This is a genomic window from Nonomuraea sp. NPDC003804, from assembly GCF_040610675.1.
GTDB lineage: Bacteria > Actinomycetota > Actinomycetes > Streptosporangiales > Streptosporangiaceae > Nonomuraea.
This window is the reverse complement of sequence record NZ_JBEXMT010000138.1, coordinates 1-1,049: the sequence shown is the minus strand read 5'-3', so window position 1 is coordinate 1,049 and position 1,049 is coordinate 1. Positions and strand designations below refer to the sequence as shown.

At 55.4% G+C, this 1,049-nt stretch carries 2 protein-coding genes; both read left to right on the top strand.

The window, feature by feature from the left end:
- Window positions 1–721 (top strand): type II restriction endonuclease (locus ABZX22_RS45335; RefSeq protein ID WP_354923607.1); only part of this gene is annotated, 721 nt, incomplete at its 5' end.
- A 57-nt stretch (window positions 722–778) separates the two neighbouring features.
- Window positions 779–1,049 (top strand): ATP-binding protein (locus tag ABZX22_RS45330; protein ID WP_354923604.1); only part of this gene is annotated, 271 nt, incomplete at its 3' end.

Genomic DNA, 1,049 nt, shown 5'->3' with positions numbered 1-1,049 from the left:
CATTGATATCGGGTGGCTGGATGACAGCCATCTCGACGAGATGCTCGCTGTATTCAAGGGAGGTTTCCCTACCACACTTCAATTCTCTGCTTTCAGCAGGTCGAAGTGCGCGGGGATCGATGCACGACTTGATCCAGACAGCACGCTTCTGACGTGGATGGAAAAAGAGGAGCAGCTTTTCAGGGCCTTGGAGCGGCACATTGTTTCGCAGCGGCTCACGGCTGGATTCGTCACCTCTCGCGGCGAGGCTGACGTGGATGCATTCGTGTCCTACTCCCTCTCGGTACAGAACCGACGTAAAAGTCGCGTCGGGCTGACCCTTGAGAATCACCTCGAACAGATATTCACTCAGAACAGCATTCATTACTCAAGGACCGGCAGAACAGAGAACCGCTCAAAACCGGACTTCCTGTTCCCAAGCCAGAGCAGCTACCAGGATGCGGGATTTGATCCGAGCCGCCTTCTGATGCTTGGAGTCAAATCAACCTGCAAGGATAGATGGCGACAGGTTCTCGCCGAAGCTGACCGGATTCCAGAGAAGCATCTGCTGACCTTGGAGGCCCCCATCTCCAAGCACCAGACGGATGAGATGCGCGTGAAGTCGCTGACTTTGGTCATCCCTACGCCCTTGCAGAGCTCGTTCAAGCCAGAACAGCGTGTTGAGCTGATTTCCGTGCGCGAATTCATAGCACTAGCACGAGCGCGCCAGACCCAAGGCTGACGGCAACAATACTGCCCCGATCAGAACTGGCGCCCAGACATTTCAACGGATATTGAGATGAAACAGCCTCAGACACTTCTAGTGATCCCGGACCCGGTTTCACTGATGGAATCAATGCGGGCGGTGGGGTACACCGTGGAAGCTGCGATCGCGGACATCATTGACAACAGCCTCTCCGCAGGCGCACTCAACATCGGCATCCACTATGATGCATCCAGCAGTCCATACGTCGCCATTCTTGATGACGGTTACGGGATGGAAGCGTCGGAACTGACTGATGCGATGCGCCATGGCAGCACCAATCCAACGGATAGTCTGAGGTCAGCCG